General features: G+C 66.9%; 18 protein-coding genes. 9 read left to right on the plus strand and 9 right to left on the minus strand.

Features of this window, described 5'->3' with window-relative positions:
• Positions 1–61: 61 nt before the first annotated feature.
• From EJP67_RS27500 to EJP67_RS27510, 3 genes are read left to right on the plus strand one after another with little or no spacing between them, the layout of a single operon-like run.
• Positions 62–1,009, plus strand: coding sequence for a hydroxymethylglutaryl-CoA lyase (locus EJP67_RS27500; RefSeq protein WP_126024912.1), 948 nt, complete (start codon positions 62–64; stop codon positions 1,007–1,009).
• Positions 1,006–2,214, plus strand: a complete 1,209-nt coding sequence (locus tag EJP67_RS27505; RefSeq protein ID WP_126024913.1) for a CaiB/BaiF CoA transferase family protein — start codon at positions 1,006–1,008, stop codon at positions 2,212–2,214. Before EJP67_RS27500 ends, EJP67_RS27505 begins: the two co-directional genes overlap by 4 nt.
• A 42-nt stretch (positions 2,215–2,256) precedes the next feature.
• Positions 2,257–3,246, plus strand: a complete 990-nt coding sequence (locus EJP67_RS27510; protein ID WP_126024914.1) for a tripartite tricarboxylate transporter substrate binding protein — start codon at positions 2,257–2,259, stop codon at positions 3,244–3,246.
• A 19-nt stretch (positions 3,247–3,265) separates the two neighbouring features.
• Here EJP67_RS27510 and sugE read toward each other — a convergent pair whose 3' ends face one another.
• From sugE to rpoD, 4 genes are all read right to left on the minus strand, one after another.
• Positions 3,266–3,586 (minus strand): quaternary ammonium compound efflux SMR transporter SugE, encoded by a 321-nt coding sequence (gene sugE, locus EJP67_RS27515; protein WP_126024915.1) that lies wholly within the window; start codon positions 3,584–3,586, stop codon positions 3,266–3,268.
• Positions 3,587–3,604: 18 nt separating this feature from the next.
• On the minus strand, positions 3,605–4,741 hold the full coding sequence (locus EJP67_RS27520; protein ID WP_126024916.1) for an HPP family protein: 1,137 nt from the start codon (positions 4,739–4,741) through the stop codon (positions 3,605–3,607).
• 4 nt (positions 4,742–4,745) lie between these two features.
• Positions 4,746–5,981: a multidrug effflux MFS transporter gene (locus EJP67_RS27525; RefSeq protein WP_126024917.1), complete on the minus strand. Its 1,236-nt coding sequence runs from the start codon at positions 5,979–5,981 to the stop codon at positions 4,746–4,748.
• A gap of 101 nt (positions 5,982–6,082) precedes the next feature.
• Entirely contained in the window at positions 6,083–8,266 is a 2,184-nt protein-coding gene (gene rpoD, locus EJP67_RS27530; protein ID WP_240650803.1) for an RNA polymerase sigma factor RpoD, read from the minus strand.
• On the opposite strand from rpoD, the gene EJP67_RS34030 reads away from it, so the two are divergent.
• Positions 8,259–8,699, plus strand: a complete 441-nt coding sequence (locus EJP67_RS34030; RefSeq protein WP_240650804.1) for a hypothetical protein — start codon at positions 8,259–8,261, stop codon at positions 8,697–8,699. The two genes, rpoD and EJP67_RS34030, sit on opposite strands and share 8 nt — an antisense overlap.
• 15 nt (positions 8,700–8,714) lie before the next feature.
• On the opposite strand, the gene dnaG is transcribed toward EJP67_RS34030, so the two are convergent.
• Positions 8,715–10,751, minus strand: coding sequence for a DNA primase (gene dnaG, locus EJP67_RS27535; protein WP_126024919.1), 2,037 nt, complete (start codon positions 10,749–10,751; stop codon positions 8,715–8,717).
• An 81-nt stretch (positions 10,752–10,832) separates the two neighbouring features.
• On the opposite strand from dnaG, the gene EJP67_RS27540 reads away from it, so the two are divergent.
• Positions 10,833–11,783: a YihY/virulence factor BrkB family protein gene (locus tag EJP67_RS27540; protein ID WP_126024920.1), complete on the plus strand. Its 951-nt coding sequence runs from the start codon at positions 10,833–10,835 to the stop codon at positions 11,781–11,783.
• Here the strand turns inward: EJP67_RS27540 and EJP67_RS27545 are convergent.
• Both EJP67_RS27545 and EJP67_RS27550 read right to left on the minus strand, forming a co-directional pair.
• Complete coding sequence (locus EJP67_RS27545; RefSeq protein WP_126024921.1) at positions 11,731–12,489, minus strand: 3-hydroxyacyl-CoA dehydrogenase; 759 nt, start codon at positions 12,487–12,489, stop codon at positions 11,731–11,733. The two genes, EJP67_RS27540 and EJP67_RS27545, sit on opposite strands and share 53 nt — an antisense overlap.
• Positions 12,490–12,625: 136 nt before the next feature.
• Positions 12,626–13,177 carry a phasin family protein gene (locus EJP67_RS27550; RefSeq protein WP_019655862.1) on the minus strand — a complete coding sequence of 184 codons (552 nt, stop codon included), beginning with the start codon at positions 13,175–13,177 and terminating at the stop codon, positions 12,626–12,628.
• Between the two features lie 242 nt (positions 13,178–13,419).
• Between EJP67_RS27550 and EJP67_RS27555 the strand changes: the two genes are divergently transcribed.
• Positions 13,420–13,875 (plus strand): acyl-CoA thioesterase, encoded by a 456-nt coding sequence (locus tag EJP67_RS27555; RefSeq protein ID WP_126024922.1) that lies wholly within the window; start codon positions 13,420–13,422, stop codon positions 13,873–13,875.
• 66 nt (positions 13,876–13,941) lie between these two features.
• Here EJP67_RS27555 and EJP67_RS27560 read toward each other — a convergent pair whose 3' ends face one another.
• Together EJP67_RS27560 and EJP67_RS27565 are read right to left on the minus strand one after the other, a co-directional pair.
• On the minus strand, positions 13,942–14,349 hold the full coding sequence (locus EJP67_RS27560; protein ID WP_126024923.1) for a hypothetical protein: 408 nt from the start codon (positions 14,347–14,349) through the stop codon (positions 13,942–13,944).
• A 69-nt stretch (positions 14,350–14,418) separates the two neighbouring features.
• Entirely contained in the window at positions 14,419–14,652 is a 234-nt protein-coding gene (locus tag EJP67_RS27565; protein WP_126024924.1) for a CsbD family protein, read from the minus strand.
• A 177-nt stretch (positions 14,653–14,829) separates the two neighbouring features.
• Between EJP67_RS27565 and pncB the strand changes: the two genes are divergently transcribed.
• Genes pncB through EJP67_RS27580 form a run of 3 tightly spaced genes read left to right on the plus strand, consistent with a single transcriptional unit; the run spans position 14,830 to position 18,502 of the window.
• Positions 14,830–16,050, plus strand: coding sequence for a nicotinate phosphoribosyltransferase (gene pncB / locus EJP67_RS27570; RefSeq protein ID WP_126024925.1), 1,221 nt, complete (start codon positions 14,830–14,832; stop codon positions 16,048–16,050).
• 35 nt (positions 16,051–16,085) lie between these two features.
• Positions 16,086–17,501: a sodium:proton antiporter gene (locus EJP67_RS27575; RefSeq protein WP_126024926.1), complete on the plus strand. Its 1,416-nt coding sequence runs from the start codon at positions 16,086–16,088 to the stop codon at positions 17,499–17,501.
• 14 nt (positions 17,502–17,515) lie between these two features.
• Positions 17,516–18,502 carry a 2-hydroxyacid dehydrogenase gene (locus EJP67_RS27580; protein ID WP_126024927.1) on the plus strand — a complete coding sequence of 329 codons (987 nt, stop codon included), beginning with the start codon at positions 17,516–17,518 and terminating at the stop codon, positions 18,500–18,502.
• Positions 18,503–18,515: the final 13 nt, after the last annotated feature.

The following is an 18,515-nucleotide window of genomic DNA, read 5'->3' on the forward strand; positions in this document are numbered from 1 at the left end:
TTGGAACTCCTACCATCGGTGCCCTAGCCTGGATCACCCAGCATCACCACGGAGACAAGACTTGATTCACGCCTTCCTGCCGCCGCGCGCGGTCGTCCGCGAAGTGGGCCTGCGCGACGGCCTCCAGAGCATCGCGCGAGTGCTTTCCACCGAAAACAAGCTCGAATGGATCCGCGACGCGCACGCCGCCGGCCAGCGCGAGATCGAAGTCGGCTCCTTCGTGCCGGCGCGCCTGCTGCCGCAACTGGCCGACACGGCCGAGCTGCTGGCCTACGCGAAGACGCTGCCGGGGCTCTTCGCCTCGGTGCTGGTGCCCAACCTCAAGGGCGCCGAGCGGGCCATCGAGGGCGGCGCCGACCTGATGGTGGTGCCGCTGTCCGCCAGCCACGCGCACAGCCTCGCCAACCTGCGCAAGACGCCCGACGAGGTGGTGGCCGAGGTCGGCCGCATCCGCGCGGCGCGCGACGCCACGGGCTCGAAGACGCTCATTGACGGCGGCGTGGGCACGGCCTTCGGCTGCACGCTGCAGGGCCACGTCGATCCCGAAGAGGTGCTGCGGCTGATGCAGGCGCTGCTCGACGCCGGCGCCGACCGCGTGAGCCTCGCCGACACCGTGGGCTACGCCGATCCGGCGATGGTGCGCAGCCTGTTCGAGCGCGCCCTGCGCATCGCGGGCGACCGGCTGTGGTGCGGCCACTTCCACGACACGCGCGGCATGGGGCTCGCGAACGCCTATGCGGCGCTCGAAGTCGGCATCACCCGCTTCGACGCCTGCCTCGCCGGCATCGGCGGCTGTCCGCATGCGCCCGGCGCCAGCGGCAACGTCGACACCGAAGACCTGGTCTTCATGCTCGAGAGCATGGGCGTGGCCACCGGCGTCGACCTGCCGAAGCTGCTCGACCTGCGCAGGCGCGTGGCGGGCTGGCTCGAAGGCGAGACGCTGCAGGGCACGGTGTGGCGCGCGGGTTTCCCGAAGACTTTCACGGCCACGGAAGGCGTTGCGGCATGAGCACGACGGATACGCAACAGAAGCGCCTGCCGCTCGCCGGCATCCGCGTGGTCGAGTTCACGCACATGGTGATGGGGCCGACCTGCGGCATGGTGCTGGCCGACCTGGGCGCGGAAGTCATCAAGGTCGAACCCATCGAGGGCGACCGCACGCGGCACCTGCTGGGTGCGGGCGCGGGCTTCTTCCCGATGTTCAACCGCAACAAGAAGAGCATTGCGCTCGACCTGCGGCATCCGCAGGGGCTCGAAGCCGCGCTGCGGCTGTGCGTGAGCGCCGACGTGGTGGCGCAGAACTTCAAGCCCGGCACCATGGACAAGTACGGCCTGGGCTACGCCGCGCTCGGCAAGCTCAATCCGCGCCTCGTGTACGTCGACCACGCGGGCTTCCTGCCCGGCCCCTACGAACACCGCACCGCGCTCGACGAGGTGGTGCAGATGATGGGCGGCCTCGCCTACATGACGGGCCGCCCCGGCGATCCGCTGCGCGCGGGCACCAGCGTGAACGACATCATGGGCGGCATGTTCGGCGCCATCGGCGCGATCGCCGCTCTGATGCAGCGCATGCAGACCGGCAAGGGGCAGGAGGTGAAGTCGGCGCTGTTCGAGAACAACGTGTTCCTCGTCGGCCAGCACATGCTGCAGTACGCCATCACCGGCCAGGCGGCAGCGCCGATGCCCGAGCGCATCTCGGCCTGGGCGCTGTACGACGTGTTCACCGTGAAGGACGGCGAGCAGATCTTCCTGGCGGCGGTGAGCGACGCGCAGTGGAAGACCTTCTGCGACGCGCTGGGCTTCGACGACCTGAAGGCCGACCCCGCACTGGCCACCAACAACGACCGCGTGCGCATGCGCCCCACGCTGCTGGCCGACCTGCGCCAGCGCCTCGCGCAGCGTCCGGCGGCGGAGCTGTCGGCGATCTTCGAGGCCAGGGGCCTGCCTTTCGCTCCTATCACTCGGCCCGAAGACCTCTACGCCGATCCGCACCTCAAGGCCACGGGCGGCCTTGCCGACATCCGCCTGCCCGACGGCGAGCGCGCCGGAGAGATGGCGCAGACCACGCTGTTCCCGATCACGCTGGGCGGCGAGCGCCTGGGCGTGCGGCTGCATCCGCCGACCCTGGGCGAGCACACCCGCGAACTGCTGGCCGAACTTGGCTATGCGCGCGAGCAGGTCGACGCGATGCATGCGGAGTCGGCGGTGGCCTGAACAAGGCGCCTTTCCAGAAACATAAAGAAGAGAGACAAGACCATGACGAACACGCTTCCCCTGAAGATGAACCGCCGCGCGGTGCTCGGCCTCGGCGCCAGCGCGGCCGCGCTGGCCGCATGCCCCGCGTTCGCGCAGGGTTCGGACAAGCCCATCCGCCTGATCCTGCCGATCAGCGCGGGCTCGGGCGTGGACACCATCGCGCGCGCTGCCGCGCCCGCGCTGGGCAAGGCCTTCGGCCAGCCTGTGGTGATCGAGAACCTGCCGGGTGCGGGCGGCATCACCGGCGCGGCGGCCATCGTCAAGGCGGCGCCGGACGGGCTCACGCTGGGCATGGTGTCGAACAACCACGTCATCAACCCGGCGGTGTTCAGGAAGATGCCTTTCGACGCGATCAACGACATCACGCCGATCAGCGTGGTGGGCGCGACGCCCCTGGTGCTGCTGGCCAACCCGAAGCTGCCGGCGAAGAATGTGCCCGAGCTGGTTGCGCTGCTGCGCGCGAAGCCGGGCGCCTACAACTACGCCTCGTCGGGCAACGGCACCATCATCCATCTGGCGGGCGAGATGTTCATGGACGAGGCCGGCGTGAAGGCGCGGCACATTCCGTACAAGGGCACCGGGCCGATGATGACGGACATGATCGGCGGCCAGGTCGAGCTGGGCGTGGTGGCGCTGCCGGCGGTGCAGTCGCACATCAAGAGCGGCGCGCTGCGCGCCATCGGCCTGTGCGGCGCGCAGCGCTCGCCGGCCGCGCCGGACATTCCGACCATCGCCGAGCAGGGGCTGCCGAACTACGCGGTCGAGGGCTGGTTCGCGCTGATCGGGCCGGCGAAGATGCAGCCGGCGGACGTCGCCCGCATCCATGCCGCCGTGGTCGCGGCTTTTTCCAGCGCCGAGGTGCGCGAGGCGATGGACAAGCAGGGCAATGTCGTCAGGCCCACCACGCCCGAGCAGGCCGCCGGCTATTTCCGCAGCGAGGCGGCCCGCTACGCGGCGCTGGTGAAGAAGGCGAACGTGACGGTCGAGTAGGCGGGAAGGGAAGAAGAACTCAACCCTGGCTCGTGAACTTGAGCCCGATGATGCCGGCCACGATCAGCGCGACACACACGAGCCGCGCTGCGTTGGCAGGCTCGCCGAACAGCACGATGCCCAAGGCGACGGTGCCCACCGCGCCGATGCCGGTCCACACCGCGTAGGCCGTGCCCACGGGCAGCGAGCGCATCGCCCAGCCCAGCAGCACCACGCTGAGCACCATCGAGATCGCGGTACCCACCGAGGGCCAGAGCTTCGTGAACCCCTCGGTGTACTTGAGGCCGATGGCCCAGCCCGTTTCGAGCAGGCCCGCGATGAACAACACGATCCACGCCATGCGCGTGCTCCTTTCGCTTCAGTTGGGTTCGGGCCGCACGGCGCGATAGAGGGCGCGCACGAAGTCCGACTGGGTGATCATGCCGGCCAGCCGCTTTTCGTCGTCGATGATGGGAATGTGGTGGTGGCCGCCCTCGGAGAACAGCGGCACCAGGTCGACCACGGGCCGGTCGGCGCTGGCCACTCGCACCTGGCGCGTCATGATCTGGCCCACCACTTCGGGCTTGCTCGACATCACGGTGCGGGTGGCGCGGATCAGGTCGCGCAGCTTGGCGGCGATGCCTTCGTGGTGCTGCAGGTCGAGCTGGCGGAAGAAGTCGGCCTGCGTGACGATGCCCACCACGCGGCGCGTGCGGTCGGTGACGGGCAGGGCCTTGATGTGGCGCTCGTGCATCAGCGCCCAGGCTTCCTGCAGCGGCGTGCCGAACTCCACCGAGATCGGCACGTTGGACATGATGTCCGCGCAGCTCAGCGTGCCCAGCCGGCGCTTGTACGACTCCAGCTCGGTCTCCCGGATCAGCGATTCGAGGTCGTCGCGGCTGATGTCCAGCACCTGGTTGTAGCGGGCGAGCACGGCGTCGATGTCGGCCTGGCTGAAGCGCGCATCGGAGCCCGGCGGGCGCGCGGCGACCTGCACGTGCGGATAGCGCCGCCCGGTCAGCGTGTTGTAGGCCACGCCGGCCAGCACCAGCAGCAGCGAGTTGGTGAAGAAGGGAAAGAGGGCCGACGAGAAATGCGTGGTGTGGGTCAGCACCGCCAGCAGCGCTGCCGCGCCGCCGGGCGGGTGCAGGCAGCGCGCGCTGAACATCAGGCCGATGGCGCCCGCCACCGCGACGGCGGCGGCCAGCTCGGGCTGGGGAATCCAGTTGGCCGCCGCGATGCCGACCACCGCCGACAGCGTGTTGCCGCCGATCACCGACCAGGGCTGCGCGAGCGGACTCGCCGGCACCGCGAAAACCAGCACGGCGCTGGCGCCCAGCGGCGCGATCAGCCAGACCGAGGCGTGCAGCGGCCCGGCCAGCCAGTGCGACAGCAACGCGGCCACCAGCAGGCCGATGCCCGCGCCCAGGACGGCGCGCAGCCGCTCGCGCGCGTCGACGGTGGTGCGGCCCGGCAGCCAGGCGCGCGCGTGGGTGAGGAGGGCTGCGAAGCGCATGTTCTCAGCCTTCGTGCGCCACCTTGCGCCCGATGTCCGGCCAGCGGCCGTGCAGCCACACCCAGGCGACCAGCCCGATTGCGAGCATGCCCATGGAGGTCAGCGCCAGCGCGAGCGTGGAGTGCATCACCAGCGGCGCTACCGCGCCGGCCACGATGCCGTTGGCGGTGGAGCCGATCACCGCCTGCAGCGACGAGGCCATGCCGCGGCGCTCGGGGTGCAGGTCGAGCACCAGCAGCGTGACCACCGGCACCATCAGCGCCCAGCCGAAGGCGAACACCGCCAGCGGCCAAAGCGCCCACGCCACGTGTGCGTGGAAGAAGGTGTTGGCCACCACGTTGACCACCGAGGTGGCCAGCATGATCACGAAGCCGTCGCGGATCTGCCGCTTGGGCGCCACCTTGCCGGCCATGCGCCCGCTGGCGCGCGCGCCGAGCATGATGCCGCCGATGGTCAGCAGGAAGAACCAGAAGAACTGCTGAGGCTGCAGCGCGAGATGGTCGCCCAGGAAGGCGGGCGCGGCCAGCACGTAGAGGAACATGCCGTTGAAGGGCACGCCGCTGGCGAAGGCCAGCAGCAGAAAGCGCGGGTCGGAGCACAGGCTCCAGTAGCCGCGCATCAGGTGGCGCACCTGGAAGGGCTGGCGGTGGTCCTTGTGCAGCGTCTCCGGCAGCAGCTTGTAGTTGGCCGCGAACAGCGCCACGCCCACCGCCACCAGGAACCAGAACACCGCGTGCCAGCCCGCGTGCACGAAGAGGAAGCCGCCCACGATGGGCGCGATGGCCGGAGCCACGCCGAAATAGATCGTGACCTGGCTCATCACCCGCTGTGCCTCGGCCGGCGGGAACATGTCGCGGATCACCGCGCGCGAGACCACGATGCCGGCGCCGGTCGACAGGCCCTGCAGCCCGCGGAACAGCACCAGCTGCGTGATGTTCTGCGAGAGCGCGCAGCCCAGCGAGGCCAGCGTGAACACCGCCAGCCCCCACAGCACGACGGGGCGGCGGCCGAAGCTGTCGGACAACGCGCCGTGGAACAGGTTCATGAACGCGAAGCCGAAAAGGTAGGCCGACAGCGTCTGCTGCATCTCGGCCGGCGTCGCGCCGATGGACTGCGCGATGCCCGAGAAGGCCGGGATGTAGGTATCGATGGAGAAGGGCCCGAGCATGCCCAGCACGGCGAGCAGCACGGCAAGCGCCCAGCGCGGGGCCTGCCAGAGTTTGTCTGCATCGGGATTCATGGTGAGGTTTGCTCCATTCTTCTTATGCGAGTCTTGCGAGTACCAAAAAAGAAAGCGCCCTTGCGGGCGCCTCCTCGTCGGGGAAATACCGGGAGACCGGATCAGAGCGTATCAATAAAGCTGCGCAGCTTGTCCGAACGCGACGGATGCTTGAGCTTGCGCAGGGCCTTCGCCTCGATCTGGCGGATGCGCTCGCGGGTCACGTCGAACTGCTTGCCGACTTCTTCCAGCGTGTGGTCCGTGCTCATCTCGATGCCGAAGCGCATGCGCAGCACCTTGGCTTCGCGCGGCGTGAGGCTGTCGAGGATGTCCTTGACCACGTCGCGCAGGCCGGCCTGCATCGCGGCCTCGATGGGGGCCGTGTTGCTGCTGTCCTCGATGAAGTCGCCCAGGTGCGAATCGTCGTCGTCGCCGATGGGGGTTTCCATCGAGATTGGCTCCTTCGCGATCTTCATGATCTTGCGGATCTTGTCTTCCGGGATCTCCATCTTGGCGGCCAGGATGCCGGCGTCGGGCTCGAAGCCGAACTCCTGCAGATGCTGGCGCGAGATGCGGTTCATCTTGTTGATCGTCTCGATCATGTGCACCGGGATGCGGATGGTGCGCGCCTGGTCGGCGATCGAGCGGGTGATGGCCTGGCGGATCCACCACGTCGCGTAGGTCGAGAATTTGTAGCCGCGACGGTATTCGAACTTGTCGACCGCCTTCATCAGGCCGATGTTGCCTTCCTGGATCAGGTCGAGGAACTGCAGGCCGCGGTTCGTGTACTTCTTGGCGATGGAGATCACGAGGCGCAGGTTGGCCTCGATCATTTCCTTCTTGGCGTCGCGCGAGGACGATTCGCCCTCGTTCATGCGCTTGTTGATGTCCTTGAGCTCCGACAGCGGCACCACCACGCGCGACTGGATGTCGGCAAGCTTCTGCTGCAGTTCCTGCACCGGCGGAATGTTGCGCGCGAGCACCGAGCTCCAGGGCTTGCCGGCGGCGGCCTGCTTCTCGACCCACTTCAGGTTCAGCAGGTTGGAGGCGATGCGGTTGCCGTTCTTGTCGTAGCCGCTGAAGTCGCGGATGAACTCGTCCTGCGGGAAGCCGCATTTGTCCACGATGATGCGGCGCAGCTCGCGTTCCTTCTTGCGCACGTCGTCCACCTGCGTGCGCACCAGGTCGCACAGCTTCTCGATGGTGCGCGCGGTGAAGCGGATGGTCATCAGCTCGTCGGACACGGCCTGCTGGGCCTTGGCGTACGCCGGCGTGCCGTAGCCTTCCTTCTCGTAGATCTTGTGGATCTTCTCGAACAGCTCGGCGATGCGGTCGAAGCGCGAGAGGGCCTCGTTCTTGAGCTCTTCCAGCTTCTTGGTGAGCGCCTTGGAGCCGCCCTTGCCGTCGTCGTCGTCTTCCTCGTCGAATTCGTCGAAGTCTTCCTCGGCCACGTAGTCGTCGGCCTCGTTGGGGTTGGAGAAGCCGTCGACGATGGTCGAGATGACGACCTTGCCTTCACGGATCTCGCCGGCCAGGCGCAGGATCTCGGCGATGGTGGCGGGGGAGGCCGAGATGGCCTCCATCATGGCCATCAGGCCGCCTTCGATGCGCTTGGCGATCTCGATTTCGCCTTCGCGCGTCAGCAGCTCGACCGTGCCCATCTCGCGCATGTACATGCGCACCGGGTCGGTGGTGCGGCCGAATTCGCTGTCCACCGTGGAGAGCGCGGCTTCGGCTTCTTCCTCGGCTTCTTCCACCGTGGTGGCAGTGGGCGCGGTGTTGTTCAGCAGTAGGGTCTCGGCGTCGGGCGTCTGCTCGTACACCGCCACGCCCATGTCGTTGAGCATGGTGACCACGACTTCCATGGTCTCGGCGTCGACCAGCTTGTCGGGAAGGTGGTCGGAGATTTCGCCGTGCGTGAGGTAGCCGCGGGTCTTGCCCAGCGTGATCAGGGTCTTCAGGCGAGAGCGGCGCTTGGCCAGGTCTTCTTCGGAGAGCACGGTCTCGTCGAGACCGAACTCCTTCATCAAGGCGCGTTCCTTCGCCTTGCTGATCTTCATGCGAAGCGGCTTGACCTTCTCTTCGGTCGCCGCAGCCGCGGGCTCGTCACCCGCCAGGTCGTCCTCGATGTCCGACAGGTCGACGTCGCTCTCGGGGGCTTCCTTGTCGGCCTTGGGCTTGCGGCCGCGCTTGGCGCCGGTGGTGGCCGACGCGGTTCCGGCAGCCTTGGGCGGGCGGCCGACCTTCTTGGCGGCCGGGGCGGCGGCCTTCTTGGGATCTTCGAGGGAGGTCGATTTCGTGGGCACGGTTTTCACTTTCGTAGCGGCGGCCGATTTGGATGCGGCGGCGGCCGTCTTGGTTGCCGGTTTCGCACCGGCTTTCAACGGTTTTTCTGCTGCGGGCTTGGTGGCGACGCTTTTTGCAAGTGAAGGAGCAGGCTTCTTTGAACTGGGCATACGACCTCGTTACGGCAAGAAAAGACAAGCGGAATCACAGGCGCACCGTCATGCGGACGGCGCCACCAAGCCCGTGCACAGGCACGGACTGGAAACAAATGGGAAAGAGGAAGTGATTCCTCAACAGGCAAGATGTCGGGCGAACATTTGGTGTGCAGTCCTTGCGGTTATTGACCCTTTCCGCCGGAATCTACCGTTGGAGTGCATTGCGCTAGGGGTCGGCCCGGAGGTGCTGCTGTCGCTCTTGCCTATATTTCGCCAATTGCGAAGCCCTACATTATAGCGTGTTGCGCAAATTTCAAGCAGTTTCTGAGCCCGAGGAGCGCAATCTGGTGCGCAATTCGAGCCGCCTTGCCTGAATTGCCCTGAAACGGTTCGGCGCGTCCGGGTCTTTCCCGAAAGCCGCAATTGCCTCGTTTTCCTGCTTTTTCAAGAGTTCCTCGAGCATGAAGTCGAGCACGCTCGCAAGCTCCCGGGCGGCATCGGCCAGGTGTTGCGCTTCTTCTCCCTCGGGAACGGGCCCGGCTTCGGCGACGGACATCAGCCGCTCGGCCAGCGGCTCGAATTCGAGGCCGCGCAGGCCTTCGCGCAGGGCCGCCCAGGGCTGGACGCCGTGCTCGTGCAACTGGCTGTCGAGCCACGTGAAGAGGGCGCCGTGCTGGCCCGGCAGGTCGCACAGCATCACGTGGAGCTCGTGCGACAGCGCCTCCCACTGCGCCATGTTCGACAGCAGCAGCCGCACCGCCACGTCCGGCCGGCTGGGCGGCGTGCCGCGGCCGCGCAGGGGCTCGATCGGCTCCTCGAACTTGCCGCCCCAGCGCTTGCCGCCCTTGCCCGTGAACTTGCGCTGCTGGAACTTGGGTTTGCTATCGTTTTCGTAGCGCGCAGGTTCGTAGTCCTGTGGCGGCGGCATGTCGGGGTAGTAGTCGTCCGCGCCACCGTCGCCGTAGTTCGGAGGCTCGTCGTGGCGACGCTGCTGCTGCTGCGCGGGCCCGCCGCCGGCCTTGCGCGGACCGGGTGTGGAGGCCCACAGCTCCGACAGCGCCGGCGCGTCCAGTTGCACCAGCGTCGCGATTTCGCTCAGCAACTGCCGCTTGAGCGCGCCGTCGGGCATGGCGCTCCAGAGCGGGCGCACGTTGCTCGTCATGTGGGCGCGGCCCTCGGCGGTGGTCAGGTCGCAGCCTTCGCGGGCGGCCTCGATCATGAAGCGCGACAGCGGCGTGGCCTCGTTGACGAAGCGGGCGAAGGCCTCGGCGCCGTGCTCGCGGATGAAACTGTCGGGATCGTGCTCCGCCGGCAGGAACAGGAACTTGATGCTGCGCACGTCGGTGGCATAGGGCAGGGCACCGTCGAGCGCCTTGCGCGCGGCGCGGCGGCCGGCGGCGTCGCCGTCGAAGCTGAACACCACCGACTCGGTGAAGCGGAAGAGCTTCTGCACGTGGTCCGTGGTGCAGGCCGTGCCCAGCGTGGCCACCGCGTTCGGAAACCCGAGCTGCGCCAGCGCCACCACGTCCATGTAGCCCTCGGTGACCAGCGCATAGCCCTTGTCGCGGAAGGCAGCGCGGGCTTCGTAGAGGCCGTAGAGCTCGCGGCCCTTGCTGAACACGGGTGTTTCGGGCGAATTCAGGTACTTGGGCTTCTCGTCGCCCAGCACGCGGCCGCCGAAGCCGATGCATTCGCCCTTCACGTTGCGGATCGGGAACATCACGCGGTCGCGGAAGCGGTCGTAGCGCTTGGCTTCCTCCTCGCTGAGCTTGCCTTCCTCGTTGTTGACGATCACCAGCCCGCTCTCGGCGAGCAGCGGATCGTCGTAGTCGGGGAACACGCTTGCCAGCGCGCGCCAGCCGGCCGGCGCATAGCCGATGCCGAACTGCCTGGCGATCTCGCCCGAAACGCCCCGGCCCTTCAGGTACTCGATGGCGCCGGGGGCCTGGCGCAGGTGCTTGCGGTAGGCGTCGCCGGCCTTCTCGAGCACATCGGTCAGCGTGGCCTGCTTCTGGCGCTGGCTGGCGGCGCGGGCGCGCTCTGCGGGGGAGACATCGTCCTCGGGCACCTGCAGGCCGTACTGGCCGGCCAGGTCGTGGACCGCCTCGACGAAGCCCATGCCCCCATGTTCGATCAGGAAGCCGATGGCGTTGCCGTGCGCTCCGCAGCCGAAGCAGTGATAGAACTGCTTGGTCGGGCTGACGGAGAAGGAGGGCGATTTCTCGCCGTGGAACGGGCACAGGCCCATGAAATTGGCGCCGGCCTTCTTGAGTTGCACATAGCGGCCGACGACCTCGACCACATCGGCGCGCGCGATGAGTTCCTGGATGAATGAAGCGGGGATGGTCATGTAGGCGAAGAGCGGCAAATCATACGCAAGCGGCCGAACGTTCACTGCCGGGCGGCATACTGAAAGCGACCGGATTCACGCATGACGACGCCCAAACCCCTGCAACACGTCGCGCCGCTGCTGCGCCACCCCCTGAGGTTCATCTGGGAAGCCCTCAAGGAATTCCGCGCCAACCAGGGCCTGCTGCTCGCGGGCGCCGTGGCGTACTACGCGCTGCTGTCCATCGTGCCGCTGCTGATCGTGAGCGTGATCGCGCTGTCGCACGTCATCGAGCAGGCCGAGCTGCTGCGCACCATCGGGCGGTACCTCGAATGGCTGCTGCCGGGGCAGTCGAAGGCGATCGTGGCGGAGCTTTCGAGCTTCCTGGACCATCGCGACGTGCTGGGGCCGGTGCTGCTGGTGACGATGATCTTCTTCAGCTCGCTGGCCTTCAGCGTGCTCGAAAGCGCGATGGCGGTGATCTTTCACCACCGCAAGGCGGATCACAAGCGCCATTTCCTGGTGTCGGTGGCCATGCCCTACATCTACATCCTGTGCCTGTGCGTGGGGCTGCTGCTGGTCACGCTGGTGTCGGGGGCGCTGCAACTGGTGGGGCAGGAAAGCGTCGACCTGCTGGGGCGCAGCTGGTCGCTGTCGGGCGTATCGGGGCTGCTGCTTTACCTGCTGGGGCTGGGCGGCGAGATCTTCATGCTGACCTCGCTCTACCTCGTGATGCCGGCCGGGCGCATGTCGCTGCGCCATGCGCTGCTGGGCGGGGTGACGGCCGCGCTGCTGTGGGAGGCCACGCGGCGCGTGCTGATCTGGTATTTCTCGACGCTCTCGCAGGTGAACGTGGTCTACGGCTCGCTCACCACGGCCATCGTGGTGCTGCTGAGCCTGGAGATCGCCGCCACGCTGGTGCTGCTCGGGGCCCAGGTGATCGCGAACTACGAGCGCCTGGACCGCACCGGCACCACCAGGGTGCCGGAATCCGAAAGGCTCAGCGGGGAGCCAGTCGAATCGCTCCGTCCAGGCGGATCACCTCGCCGTTGAGCATGTCGTTCTCGATGATGTGCTTGGCCAGCTTGGCGTAGTCCTCGGGCGTGCCCAGGCGCGAAGGGAAGGGCACGCTGGCGGCCAGTGCGTCCTGCACTTCCTGCGGCATGCCGAAAAGCATGGGCGTACCGAAGATGCCGGGCGCGATGGTCATGTTGCGGATGCCGCTGCGCGCGAGGTCGCGGGCGATGGGCAGGGTCATGCCAACCACGCCGCCCTTGGAGGCGCTGTAGGCGGCCTGGCCGATCTGGCCGTCGTAGGCGGCTACGGAGGCGGTCGAAATCAGCACGCCGCGCTCGCCGGTGGATTCGGGCTCGTTCCTGCTCATGGCGTCGGACGCGAGCCGGATCATGTTGAAGCTGCCGATCAGGTTGACCGTGACGGTCTTGCTGAAGGTGGCCAGCGCGTGCGGGCCGTTCTTGCCCACGGTCTTCTCGGCCGGAGCGATGCCGGCGCAGTTGACGAGGCCGGCCAGCTTGCCCAGCTTGAGCGCCGCGGCCACGGCCGCCTGGCCGTCGGCCTCCTGGCTCACGTCGCACTTGACGAACACGCCGCCGATTTCCTTGGCAACGGCTTCGCCCTTTTCAGCCTGCATGTCGGCGATCACCACCTTGCCGCCGTTGGCGGCCAGCATGCGCGCCGTGCCCTCGCCGAGGCCCGAAGCGCCACCGGTCACGATAAAAACCTTGCCGTCGATCTGCATAAGAAGTCTCCTGGGATAAGCCCGCCATTATCGAAGACGCTCGCAGGACGAAAAAAAGGGCCTCATCCGGAGATGAGGCCCCTGAATTGGATCCGTGAGGACCCAAGGAGACAACTGGTGGTGGTCGGTCGCTTGCTTAGCGCTTGCGCGAGGCGGTAGCGGTCTTGGCAGCGGCGACGGCCTGGCTCGACACGGCGTTGAAGTTGGCTTCGGCGACGTCCGAAGCTTGCTTGACGGCCTTCTGAACCGATTCGAAAGCGTTGTTGGCGGCGGCCACGGCGCTCTTCAGGACGGCAACGGCGGTTTCCGAACCGGCGGGAGCGTTCTTGGAAGCGCTGTCGACCAAGCCGACGAAGGCTTGCTGGGCTTCGGTGGCCTTGGCTTCGAAAGCCTTGGTGAACTCGGCGCCGGTGCCTTGGGCGATGTCGTACAGGTGACGGCTGTAGGCGGCGGTCTTCTCGGCCAGGGGCTGGAACAGGCTGGCTTGCAGCGTCAGCAGCTCTTGCGCGTCCTTCACGCTCAGGGCGGCCTGGGCGGTGTTCTGGGCTTCGGCCAGGGCGGCCTTCGAGGCGGTCACGTTCAGTTCGACGAGCTTCTCGACGCCTTCGAAAGCCTTGGTGGTCAGGCCGAACAGGGTTTCGAGGTTTGCTTTTTGAGCGGCGAGGATTTGGTCAGCGGTCAGGGCCATTTGGGATCTCCAGAAGGGATGATTGAGTGGTCGGTTCACGTTGCGCTGTCTCGCCGTCAATGTTGCGGTGCAGCATGGGCTCAAGTATAGGCAGCTGGTTTCTGCGATCAAGGGGTTTTTGCTGCCATGCAGCAATTTAGAAGCGGCCTTCTAAATTCGGCTGCGCAGCGGTTGCCGGCTGGCTGCGTACCGGTCACCAAGGTTGCCTTCCGCCGCAAAAGCCGCTGGCAGAATGCCGCGCGATGAGCGCACCGACCACCAGACCCACTCCCCATTCGCGCAACGGCTACCGCGCATTCCGCAGCATCCCGACGCGCTGGGCCGACAACGACATGTACGGCCACGTCAACAACGTCGTCTACTACAGCTGGTTCGATACGGCGGTGAACGCCCTGCTCATCGAGCGCGGCGCGCTCGACATCCACCATGGCCAGACCATCGGCTTCGTGGTGGAGACCCAGTGCAACTACTTCGCGCCGATCGCCTTCCCGCAAACGGTGGAGGCGGGCGTGCGGGTGGCGCAGGCGGGCCGCTCCAGCGTGCGCTACGAGATCGCCCTGTTCGCCGAGGGCTGCGACACCGCGGCGGCGCAGGGCCACTTCGTGCACGTCTACGTGGATCGCGCCACCCAGCGCCCGGTGCCGCTGCCCGAGGCCCTGCAGCAGGTGGTCGATTCGCTCAAGTCTCGAGACCCCTGAAGCCGTTTCCGCAAAGGAAAACGGCGCCCCGGGGCGCCGTTTTCACTGGGCTCGAGCGAAGAGACCTTACATCTTCTTCTTCATGGCGTTGATCTCGGCCTTGCCCTGGGCTTCGTCAGCCTTGGCCTGCTTCTCGCAGGCGGTCTTGGCTTCGCCCTTCTGGTCGTCGCACTTTTCCTTCGCGACTTCGTAGGCGGCCTTCACCTTTTCCTCGGCCACCTTGCGGGCGTGGCTGTCGCTGGGCTGGTATTGCTGCTCCAGCTCGGCCTTGGCAACGTCTTCCTTGCCCTTGGCTTCCTTCATGCAGACGTCCTTGGCGTTGTCCTTCATCGTGTCGCACTGGGTCTTGGCGACCTTGTAGTCGGCCTCGATCTTTTCCTTGGCGACCTTGTATTCGTCCTTGGTCATTGCGCTGGCCTGGGTGGCCACGAAGCAGGTGGATGCGAGGGCCAGCATGAGAAGGTGCTTTTTCATGGGATGTTCTCCTTCGGGGATTGGATGGATCGGATTCGGCAGGGATGCCAGGGGGATGTCCGGCGGCGCTCAGTTGCGCTCGAACCAGAGCGCGTCCGGCGAGCGGCCGTCACGCGATTCCCAGTCCTTGACCTGCTTCTCGGCTTCGTCGCGGCTGATGCCGTGGCGTTCCTGGATGCGGCCGAGCAACTGGTCGCGCTTGCCGGCGATGACGTCGAAGTCGTCGTCGGTCAGCTTGCCCCATTGCTCCTTGACCTTGCCCTTGAGCTGTTTCCAGTTGCCTTCGATGGTGTCCTTGTTCATGCGAATCTCCTTTGGGACTGTTGAGCCGGCGGGGCTTGTCCGCCGCCGTGAAAACAATGTCGCCGCGAGGATTCGCCGCGTCGGTAGGACGTGCTGTTCGCCCCCCGTAGGCAGAGGCCGACGCGTCCCGTGATAATCGAACGGCCGCCGAAAGTTTGAGACAACGCGCCCAGCACCATGATCATCCACAGCCTGCTCGACACCGACCTCTACAAGTTCACGATGATGCAGGTGGTCCTGCATCACTTCCCCGGGGCAAGGGTCGAGTACCGCTTCAAGTGCCGCAATCCGGGCGTCGACCTCGCCCAGTTCGCCGGGCAGATCCGCGAAGAGGTGCGCGGCCTGTGCTCGCTGCAGTTCCGCGACGCAGAGCTCGCCTACCTGCGCTCCATGCGCTTCATCAAGAGCGACTTCGTCGACTTCCTCGGGCTCTTCAGGCTCAACGAGAAGTACATCAACATCATTCCCCAGCCCTCGGGCGAACTCGAGATCCGCATCAAGGGGCCCTGGCTGCACACCATCCTGTTCGAGATCCCGGTGCTGGCCATCGTCAACGAGGTCTACTTCCGCAACACGCAGAAGAAGCCCGACTTCGATGAGGGCCGCCGCCGGCTCGAGACCAAGCTGGCGCAACTGCAGGAGGCCGGCCTCGGCGACCTGAAGATCGCCGACTACGGCACGCGCCGCCGCTTCTCCAAGGACTGGCACGAAGAAGTGCTGCGCACTTCGGCCGCGCGGCTGGGCGCCGTCACCTCGCCGCCGGTGCAGTCGCAGCCGGGCGCGCGGCTGCCGCAGCTGGCGGGCACCAGCAACGTGCTGTACGCGATGAAGCTGGGCATGATCCCGCTGGGCACCATGGCGCACGAGTACCTGCAGGCCTGCCAGGCACTGGGCCCGCGGCTGCGCGACAGCCAGATCTTCGGCTTCGAGAGCTGGGCGCGCGAGTACCGCGGCGACCTGGGCATCGCGCTGTCCGACGTGTACGGCATGAGCGCCTTCCTGCGCGACTTCGACCTGTACTTCTGCAAGCTCTTCGACGGCGCGCGCCACGACAGCGGCGACCCGTTCGTCTGGGGCGAGCGCATGCTGGCGCATTACATCGCCAACCGGGTCGACCCGCGCACCAAGACGCTGATCTTCAGCGACGGCCTCACGGTGCCGCGCACCATCGAGCTCTACCAGCAGTTCCGCGGCCGCTGCCAGCTGGCCTTCGGCATCGGCACCAACCTCACCAACGACCTGGGCTACGAGCCGCTGCAGATCGTCATCAAGATGATCGAGTGCAACGGCCAGCCGGTGGCCAAGCTGTCGGACACGCCGTCCAAGAACATGTGCGAGGACGAGAAGTACCTGGCCTACCTGCGCCAAGTGTTCGAGATCGAACAACCCCCGGCCTGAAAGCTGTACTGACCCGTCTGGTACGGTACGGCCCCATGCAAAAGAAGACCCCACCCAAGGCGGCCGCGCTGCCATTCCTGCTCCTGTTCCCCGCACTGGCCTCGGCCGCCGAATTCGACGGCGGCAGCCTCTCTCCGCTGTGGGGTGTGCCCTTCGCGGGCATCCTGCTGTCGATCGCGCTGCTGCCGCTGCTCGCGCCTGCCTTCTGGCATCACCACTACGGCAAGGTCTCGGCGGCCTGGGCGCTGGCGTTCCTGGTGCCCTTCGCCACGATCTTCGGCCTGCCGCTGGCCGGCGGGCAGTTCGTGCATGCGCTGGTGGCGGAGTACATCCCGTTCATCATCCTGCTGACGGCGCTCTTCACCGTGGCGGGCGGCATCCACATCCGGGGCAACCTTCACGGCGCGCCGGGGCTTAACACAGCGATCCTCGCCATCGGCGCGGTGCTTGCGAGCTTCATGGGCACCACAGGCGCCTCGATGCTGCTGATCAGGCCGCTGATACGCGCCAACGACAACCGCCTGCACAAGGCGCACGTGATCGTGTTCTTCATCTTCATCGTGTCGAACGCCGGCGGCTCGCTCACGCCGCTGGGCGATCCGCCGCTGTTCCTCGGCTTCCTGAAGGGCGTGGGCTTCTTCTGGACCGTGCAGCACATCCTGCCCGAGACGCTCTTCATCGTCGGCTTGCTGCTGGCGCTCTTCTATGCGATCGACCGCCACTACTACCGCAAGGAAGGCGTGCTGCCGGTCGACCCCACGCCCGACACGCCCCGCATCGGGTTCGACGGCGCCGCCAACTTCTGGCTGCTGGGCGGCGTGGTCGCGCTGGTGCTGCTGAGCGGCTTCTGGAAGTCGCCGGTGGTCTTCGACGTGTTCGGCACCGAGGTCGGCCTGCCGGGGCTGGTGCGCGACATCGGGCTGATCGCGATCGCAGTGGTCTCGTACAAGCTGACCTCGCCCAAGGTGCATGCCGACAACCAGTTCGAATGGGGCCCGATGGCCGAGGTGGCCAAGCTCTTCGCGGGCATCTTCCTGACCATCATCCCGGTGATCGCGATGCTGAAGGCTGGTACGCAGGGGCCGTTCGGCGCCATCGTCTCGGCCGTGACGCGCGCCGACGGCCAGCCCGATCCGGCGGCGTACTTCTGGGCCACGGGCGTGCTGAGCTCCTTCCTGGACAACGCGCCGACCTACCTGGTGTTCTTCAACACCGCGGGCGGCGACCCGGCGGCGCTGATGACCACCTACGCGAGCACGCTCGCCGCCATCTCCGCCGGCGCCGTGTTCATGGGCGCCAACACCTACATCGGCAACGCACCCAACCTCATGGTCAAGGCCATCGCCGAGAGCCGCGGCGTGCGCATGCCGAGCTTCTTCGGCTACATGGCGTGGTCGTGCGCCATCCTGGTTCCGCTGTTCGTCCTGTCCACCTTCCTCTTCTTCCGCTGAGAGACAAACCCATCATGAGCAAGCCCAAGATCCTGGTCGCGCGCGCGGTCTTTCCCGAGACCATCGAGCGCCTGTCGCAGCATTTCGAGGTCGAGTCGAACCAGACCGACGAGAGCTGGAGCAAGGAACAGCTGATCGCGAAGCTGCAGGGCAAGCAGGGCGCCTTCACCACCGGCAGCGAGCGCATCGACGCCGCGGTGCTCGACGCCTGCCCCGACCTGAAGATCTGCGCCAACATGGCCGTGGGCTACAACAACTTCGACGTCGACGCGATGGCCGCGCACGGCGTGCTCGGCACCAACGCGCCCGACGTGCTGACCGAGACCACGGCCGACTTCGGCTTCGCGCTGCTGATGGCCACGGCGCGCCGCATCTCCGAGAGCGAGCATTTCCTGCGCGCCGGCAAGTGGCAGAAGTGGAGCTACGACATGTTCGCCGGCTCCGACATCCACGGCTCCACGCTCGGCATCATCGGCATGGGCCGCATCGGCCAGGGCATCGCGAAGCGTGGCGCGCACGGCTTCGGCATGAAGGTGGTCTATCACAACCGCTCCAGGCTAGACGCGGCGCTGGAGGCCGAATGCAAGGCCAGCTACGTGAGCAAGGAAGAGCTGCTGAAGACGGCCGACCACGTGGTGCTGGTGGTGCCGTATTCGGCGGCGTCGCACCACACCATCGGCGCGGCCGAGATCGCGCTGATGAAGCCGACCGCCACGCTGGTCAACATCGCGCGCGGCGGCATCGTCGACGACGCCGCGCTGGCCGTGGCGCTGCGCGAGAAGCGCATCGCCGCCGCCGGCCTCGACGTGTTCGAGGGCGAGCCCAAGGTCCATCCCGACCTGCTGACCGTGCCCAACGTGGTGCTGACGCCGCACATCGCCAGCGCCACCGTGCCCACGCGCCGCGCCATGGCCGATCTCGCCGCCGACAACCTGATCGCGTACTTCGGCGGCAAGGGACCGCTGACGCCCGTGACGCCGGTTCCGGCGGCAAGCAAGTAAGCAGCAGGAGCGC

Origin of the sequence: Variovorax guangxiensis (genome assembly GCF_003952165.1) — a bacterium.
GTDB lineage: Bacteria > Pseudomonadota > Gammaproteobacteria > Burkholderiales > Burkholderiaceae_C > Variovorax > Variovorax guangxiensis.